General features: G+C 38.0%; 4 protein-coding genes. 3 read left to right on the top strand and 1 reads right to left on the bottom strand.

From position 1 onward, the window contains the following. Positions 1-282: 282 nt before the first annotated feature. From OCV82_RS14990 to OCV82_RS14980, 3 genes are all read left to right on the top strand, one after another. A complete protein-coding gene (locus OCV82_RS14990; protein WP_154045172.1) occupies positions 283-993 on the top strand; it encodes a response regulator transcription factor in 711 nt (236 codons plus the stop codon). 277 nt (positions 994-1270) lie between these two features. Beyond that, complete coding sequence (locus tag OCV82_RS14985; RefSeq protein WP_154045170.1) at positions 1271-3604, top strand: glycoside hydrolase family 20 protein; 2334 nt, start codon at positions 1271-1273, stop codon at positions 3602-3604. A gap of 96 nt (positions 3605-3700) precedes the next feature. Then, a complete protein-coding gene (locus OCV82_RS14980; RefSeq protein ID WP_154045168.1) occupies positions 3701-5782 on the top strand; it encodes a glycoside hydrolase family 20 protein in 2082 nt (693 codons plus the stop codon). A gap of 86 nt (positions 5783-5868) precedes the next feature. On the opposite strand, the gene OCV82_RS14975 is transcribed toward OCV82_RS14980, so the two are convergent. Further along, positions 5869-6810: an NAD(P)H-dependent flavin oxidoreductase gene (locus tag OCV82_RS14975; protein WP_154045166.1), complete on the bottom strand. Its 942-nt coding sequence runs from the start codon at positions 6808-6810 to the stop codon at positions 5869-5871. Positions 6811-7011 lie beyond the last annotated feature (201 nt).

The following is a 7011-nucleotide window of genomic DNA, read 5'->3' as shown; positions in this document are numbered from 1 at the left end:
CCATTATGATACCCTTTCTCAAGTTTGAGGCGATCAGCCTCACTCAATTCAAGCACTTTTATATGTTTCATGATTCAATTTCTAAAATATCATGAGACAATATTAATAATTTATGCTGAATATAAAAATATTTTAGATCACTTACTAAGTAGAATAGTGTAAAATATAAAAAAGGACATCATAATTTTCGTCCAAAAACTTGATAGCCAAATACCTTCATTCTTTTGAAGGTGTTTGGCTAACTTTTTACTATGTTCCTCCAAAAGTTTTTTCTCTGCCTTGATGTTGAATGGTAAGTTTAAAACCATACTTACAGCTTCTAATGGTGTTGAGGCTTTAAATGTTATATCACGAAATATGCCTAGTATAATAGTCAGCGATGTCATGATGCCTGAAATGGATGGATATGAATTATGTAGTAGGATAAAGAAAAACAAAGATATGTGCCATATACCGGTAATCTTACTTACTGCAAGGGATGATGAACATAGTAAGAAAAGAGGATATGAAGTTGGTGCTGATACATATATTTCCAAACCTTTCGATATCGAGACTCTGTTAGAAGTGATTAAGGGGTTGCTTAGAAACAGAAAACAGACAAAACAGTTTTATATGAATTTTTCTGCAGTTCCTGAAATGGAAAACAAGAACTTGGGCAATGCCGATGAAATATTTATAAAGAAACTTAATGAGGTTATAAAAGAGAATATCAGTAATCCGGATCCTGATATAAACCTAATAAGCTCATCTATAGGAATGAGCAGAACCTCTTTCTATAATAAATTGAAATCAGTGACAGATGTAAGTGGTAGTGAGTATATAAATAGAATTAGGCTGGAATATGCAATGAATCTTATAAAATCAACAGACCTTAGTTTTACCGAAATATCTGAGATGTCCGGATTTACTTCTTCTAAGTATTTCAGTACAATATTCAAACAGTATATTGGTATGACGCCTACTCAATTCAGGAGTAAAGAGAGAGAGGCATAGTGGTAATGTGTTTCAGAATATAATGATTTGAGCAAAATGTAATCATTAGATGATAATGAGTATGCTGTTTAATTTAATAAACGGCAGGGCATTGTAATGTTAAGTTTTGGAGAGTTCATATATTGAAAATTTCTTAAAATAATTTTTGATTAAAATCGTATTTTATAAAATACGTTCTAAAATATGGACTTTCAGAAAGTTTTTACTACTTTTATTTCGATTACGCAATTTATCTATATTCTGAAAGACATTTTTTACCAACTTAAATATAATCAACATGAAATCAATCATTAAAACCAGTTTACTGGGATTGACGTTTGCTGGTGTGATATTCTCATCTTGCACGTCCGGAGAAACAGCAAAAGCTGACTATCAAGTAGTACCAATACCTCTGGAAATTTCTGCTGTTCAGCAGTCTCCTTTTTTACTTAAGAATGGTGTCAGTATTTATTATACCGCCGGAAATGAGAAGATGAAGCGGAATGCGGAATTCTTGGCTTCATATATCAGGGAACAGACAGGTATAGAACTTAAAACTCAGGAAGGTGAGGGAAAGAGTGGAGGAATATCTCTTCAACTTGGCTTGGATAATGCAAATCCTGAAGCTTATCAGTTGAAAGTTACAGGAGATAATGTCGTGATAAGTGCGCCGACAGAGGCCGGTGTATTCTACGGAATACAGACTTTGCGTAAATCAGTTTCTGTAAATAAAGCATCTGCAATAGAACTTCCTGCCGTTGACATTGTAGATAAACCAAGGTTCAGTTATCGTGGAATGATGCTGGATGTTGGTCGCCATTTCTTTACGATGGATGAAATAAAGACTTATATTGATATTCTGGCACTTCATAATATCAACCGTTTCCACTGGCATTTGTCCGAAGATCAGGGATGGCGTATAGAAATAAAGAAATATCCAAAACTTACTGAGGTTGGTGCCTACCGTAAAGAAACTGTTATTGGACGTAATTCAGGTAAATATGATGGAAAACCATACGGAGGTTTCTATACTCAGGAGCAGGCAAAGGAGATTGTGGACTATGCAGCAAAGAGATATATCACAGTAATTCCTGAAATAGATCTTCCAGGTCATATGCTTGGAGCGTTGGCTGCATATCCTGAACTGGGATGTACTGGAGGACCATACGAAGTGTGGACACAATGGGGAGTTTCGGACAATGTTCTTTGTGCCGGAAATGACAAGACTATAGAGTTTATAAAGGATGTATTGGCTGAAATCATTGAGATATTCCCTTCTGAATATATACATGTAGGTGGTGATGAATGTCCTAAGATACAGTGGGCAAAATGTCCTAAATGTCAGGCAAGAATTAAGGCTTTAGGACTGAAGACAGATAAAAAGCATACAAAAGAAGAGCGCTTGCAGAGTTATGTCATACATGAAGCTGAAGAATTCTTGAATTCAAAAGGCCGTCAGATGATTGGTTGGGACGAAACTCTTGAAGGTGGTCTAGCTCCTAACGCTACAGTAATGTCATGGCGCGGCGAAGGTGGTGGTATTGAAGCTGCCAAACAGAAACATAATGTTATCATGACTCCTAATACATATTTGTATTTTGACTATTATCAGTCTAAAGATACAGACACTGAGCCTTTGGCTATAGGTGGATACCTTCCGATGGAGCGTGTTTACAGCTATGAACCTATGCCTTCTTCACTTACTCCTGAGGAACAGAAATATATCATTGGAGTACAGGCTAATCTTTGGACAGAATATATTCCTGTTTTCAGTCAGGCCGAATATATGGTACTTCCCCGTATGGCTGCACTTTGCGAGTCTCAATGGTGTGCTCCTGAAAAGAAAAATTATGATGAGTTCCTTAAGAGACTTGTGAGACTTGTTGATATTTATGAACTTAATGGATGGAATTATGCAAAGCATATATTCGATGTGATGCTGACTCTTACTCCTGATATGGAAAGTGGTACGCTTGATGCATCAGTACGTACATTGGATAATGCTCCTGTTTATTATACTTTGGATGGAACTGAGCCTACAGAGCAGTCTCAGCTTTACACTGATGTGGTGAAAATAAACAAGCCTTGTGTATTGAGAACAGTTGCTATACGTCCTAACGGAAAATCTCATGTCACTACAGATACTATTACTTTCAGCAAATCATCAATGAAACCTATAACAATGCTTCAGCCTATTAACAAGCAGTATAAGTTCACAGGTGAAACTGTATTGGTTGATGGTATGACCGGCAATATGAATTATAAGACAGGCCGTTGGCTGGGATTTTATAAGAATGATTTGGAAGCTGTAATTGATTTGAAGGATGTTACGGAAATATCCTCATTAAGGATACGTACACTCGTTGAAAAAGGTGACTGGATTTTTGATACAAGAGGTATTACTGTCTCTGTTTCGGATGACAACAAGACTTTCAAGGAAGTGTATTCAGAATCTTATCCGGCAATGAAGGAAACTGATGCGAATAAGATTTATGTTCATCATCTAAAATTCTCTCCTGTCAAGACCCGTTACGTCAGGGTTAAGGCATTGGCAGAACACAGCATACCTTCATGGCATGGTGGAAAGGGAAATCCTGGTTTCTTGTTTGTAGATGAACTTACAATAGAATAACATTATTCATTTTATTATGGGGTAAAGAGTGGTAGTTTGTTATGTAGCATTCTTTACCTCATTTTTTTGATTAGAAAAATACCTAAACTAACTTATATGAATCTAAAGAAAAAAATCTCATTTATTTGCTTCTCTGCTTTGGCAGTACTTATGTTGATGAATCAGATGTCATGTGCGGAGAAAGTCGTTGAAGGGAAGTTGTCGGTAACTCCGGTTTCTTCTGAAGTAAAATGGCATAATGGAGTATTCAAGCTTAATTCTTCTACTACATTTACAGTTGATGCTCCGGAGATTGACAAGAGTAATCTTACTTCTTATCTTCTTGCTTCACCTTTGAATATAAAATCATCTGATATAGAAGGTGGTGATAATCGTATTGTATTGAAAGTAGTTCCATCGCTGGATGGTATGACTTCTTCCGAAGGTTATAGACTTTCAGTCGATAGAAAAGGAGTGAAAATTGAAGCTTTGTCCGGAGCCGGATTGTTCTATGGTGTTCAGACACTATTGCAAATGGCAGCTGAGTCTTCGGATATCCCTTTTATAGAGATAAAGGATGAACCACGTTTTCAGTATAGAGGTATGATGCTTGATGTCTCACGTCATTTCTATGGTAAAGAGTTTGTAAAGAAGCAGATTGATCTTCTTGCATATTACAAGATAAACCGTCTTCATCTGCATCTCACGGATGCTGCCGGCTGGAGACTTGAAATAAAGAAATACCCACGTCTTACAGAGTTTGCTGCATGGCGTCCACAGGCTGTATGGAAAGAGTGGTGGAACGGTGACAGAAAATATTGTGAACAATCAGACCCTAGAGCACAGGGAGGATTTTATACTCAGGATGAAATGCGTGAACTTGTGGAATATGCGGCTCAGAAATATATTACTATTATTCCGGAAATAGAGATGCCTGCACATTCGGAAGAGGTGCTTACTGCATATCCTGAACTGTCGTGCACACATGTTCCATACAAGCAGGCTGATTTCTGTGTAGGTAATGAGAAAGTTTTCGAGTTTCTGGAAAATGTACTTCTCGAAGTGATGGAAATATTTCCTTCCGAGTATATCCATATTGGTGGTGATGAGGCTGGAAAAGCGTCCTGGAAAACATGTAAGCTATGTCAGGCCCGTATGAAAAAGGAAGGGCTGAAGGATGTGAATGAACTTCAGAGTTATATGATACATCGTATGGAGAAATTTTTGAACAGTCATGGACGTAACCTTTTGGGATGGGATGAAATTCTTGAAGGAGGACTTGCTCCGAATGCAACGGTAATGTCATGGAGAGGAACAGAGGGTGGACTAAAAGCTGTTAAGGCAGGTCAGAAAACAATTATGTCCCCCGGACAGTATTGCTATCTTGACGGTTATCAGGATGCACCGTATTCACAGCCTGAAGCTATTGGTGGATATCTTCCGTTGAGTAAGGTTTATAGCTATAACCCTGTGCCTGATTCTCTTTCAGCTTCTGAAAAAGAACTTATATATGGTGTTCAGGCCAATCTATGGACAGAGTATGTGCCTACTGAAGAACATGTGGAATATATGCTTTATCCGCGAATGATAGCTTTGGCGGAAGTTGCATGGTCCAAACAGGAAAATCGTTCTTGGGATGATTTCCATACACGTGCCTTAAAGATAGTTGATGAACTCAAACAGAAAGGTTATAATCCATTCGATCTGAAAAATGAGATAGGTAACCGTAAAGAGGCTCAGGCTCCTGTAGAACATCTTGCTTTAGGTAAGAAAGTAAAATATAATGCTCCTTATTGGGAAAACTATCCTGCGAATGGGGAGTCGACCCTTACTGACGGTCTTCGTGGAGGCTGGAATTATAATGACCAATTATGGCAAGGATTTGTAACAAAGAATAGGGTAGATGTTGTGATTGATTTGGAAAAAGATACAGAAATACATTCGGTAGCGGCCGACTTTATGCAGATTTGCGGTCCGGAAGTATTCATGCCTGCCAAGGTTATAATTTCTGTATCTTCAGACGGTGAGAACTTTACCGTATTGTTTGAAATTGATCATGAAGTTGTGAGAGACGATGAGGTCTCTTTCAAGAACTTCGGCTGGACAGGAACAGCTAATGGCAGATATGTACGTTATCAGGCATTGGCTAGCGATAAGTTTGGTGGGGTACTGTTTACCGATGAAATAGTAGTTAGATAAAGTTTTTTGTTATGTGACTTTCTGTCTGCAGGTGAGTAGTTCTGCTTTTTTATACTCTACTTACTTGCAAACAGAAAGTCATTTCTTTATATTAATGAAAGATGCTTTATGCCTTCATTGTATTCATTTATCATACTCTGTATAACTTCTTCAGCAGAAGGAATGTCGTTTATCAGACACGACACCTGGCCAATTTCAAGTTCACCTGCTGATAAATCACCCTCGAATATACCTTTCATGGCTCTTCCTTTGCCTAAAATTTCTGACAGTTCTTCGGCTGAGGCTCCACGGTTCTCTGCAGCTTCTACATCACGGTAGAAATCGTTTTTTATCAATCGTGTAGGTACAAGTTTTTTCAAGGCCAGCATAGTATCTCCCTCATTCAGTTCTGTGCACAATTTTTTGAAACTCTCATTAGCCGAACTTTCTTTTGTTATGGCAAACCGTGTTCCTACTTGTACGCCTTCTGCACCTAAAGCGAATGCGGCGAGCATGGCTTCTCCAGTTGCGATACCTCCAGCCGCTATCAAAGGAATGTCCAAATGTTTTCTGATTTGAGGTATCAGAACCATTGTTGTGGTTTCTTCCTTTCCGTTATGTCCTCCTGCCTCGAAACCTTCTGCCACTACGGCATCTACTCCAGCTTCCTGGCATTTAAGTGCAAATCTGGTGCTTGCTACTACGTGAGCGACTTTAATTTTGTTTTCGTGCAGTATGCCAGTCCAAGTTTTAGGGTTTCCGGCAGAAGTGAAAACTATCGGGACTTTTTCTTCTATCACAACCTTTATAAGCTCTTCCGAATATTTTGAAATCAATGGAATGTTTACTCCGAAAGGCTTATCGGTTGCAGCCTTGCATTTCTGGATATGCTCTCTCAAAATTTCAGGATACATTGAGCCTGCACCTATAAGTCCAAGTCCTCCAGCATTGCTTACTGCCGATGCAAGTTCCCATCCACTGCACCAAACCATACCTCCTGAAATGATAGGATATTTTATGCCGAAAAGTTCTGTGATTCTGTTGTTCATTTTAGTTAGAATTTCTTATATATGTTAATTCTTTATGATGTTCTTTTTCGGTAACTTTACAGAATGTAAATATATGAATTTATATTATGAAATTCCCATGAGATAAAAAAATCACGCCAAAGAGAATGTAAATAGTCAAGCTGAAGTTACCTTTGTATAGTGTAACCCTAAATGTATCAGTTATGGCAGAAGTGACATTCC

The organism is Bacteroides cellulolyticus (assembly GCF_025567135.1).
Taxonomy (GTDB): domain Bacteria; phylum Bacteroidota; class Bacteroidia; order Bacteroidales; family Bacteroidaceae; genus Phocaeicola; species Phocaeicola cellulolyticus.
This window is presented reverse-complemented; position numbering and strand designations above follow the sequence as displayed.

Excerpts from the sequence above, each read along its gene's own strand:
- OCV82_RS14990 (WP_154045172.1), top strand. The coding sequence starts at position 283 with ATGTTGAATGGTAAGTTTAAAACCATACTTACAGCTTCTAATGGTGTT.
- OCV82_RS14985 (WP_154045170.1), top strand. The coding sequence starts at position 1,271 with ATGAAATCAATCATTAAAACCAGTTTACTGGGATTGACGTTTGCTGGT.
- OCV82_RS14980 (WP_154045168.1), top strand. The coding sequence starts at position 3,701 with ATGAATCTAAAGAAAAAAATCTCATTTATTTGCTTCTCTGCTTTGGCA.
- OCV82_RS14975 (WP_154045166.1), bottom strand. The coding sequence starts at position 6,810 with ATGAACAACAGAATCACAGAACTTTTCGGCATAAAATATCCTATCATT.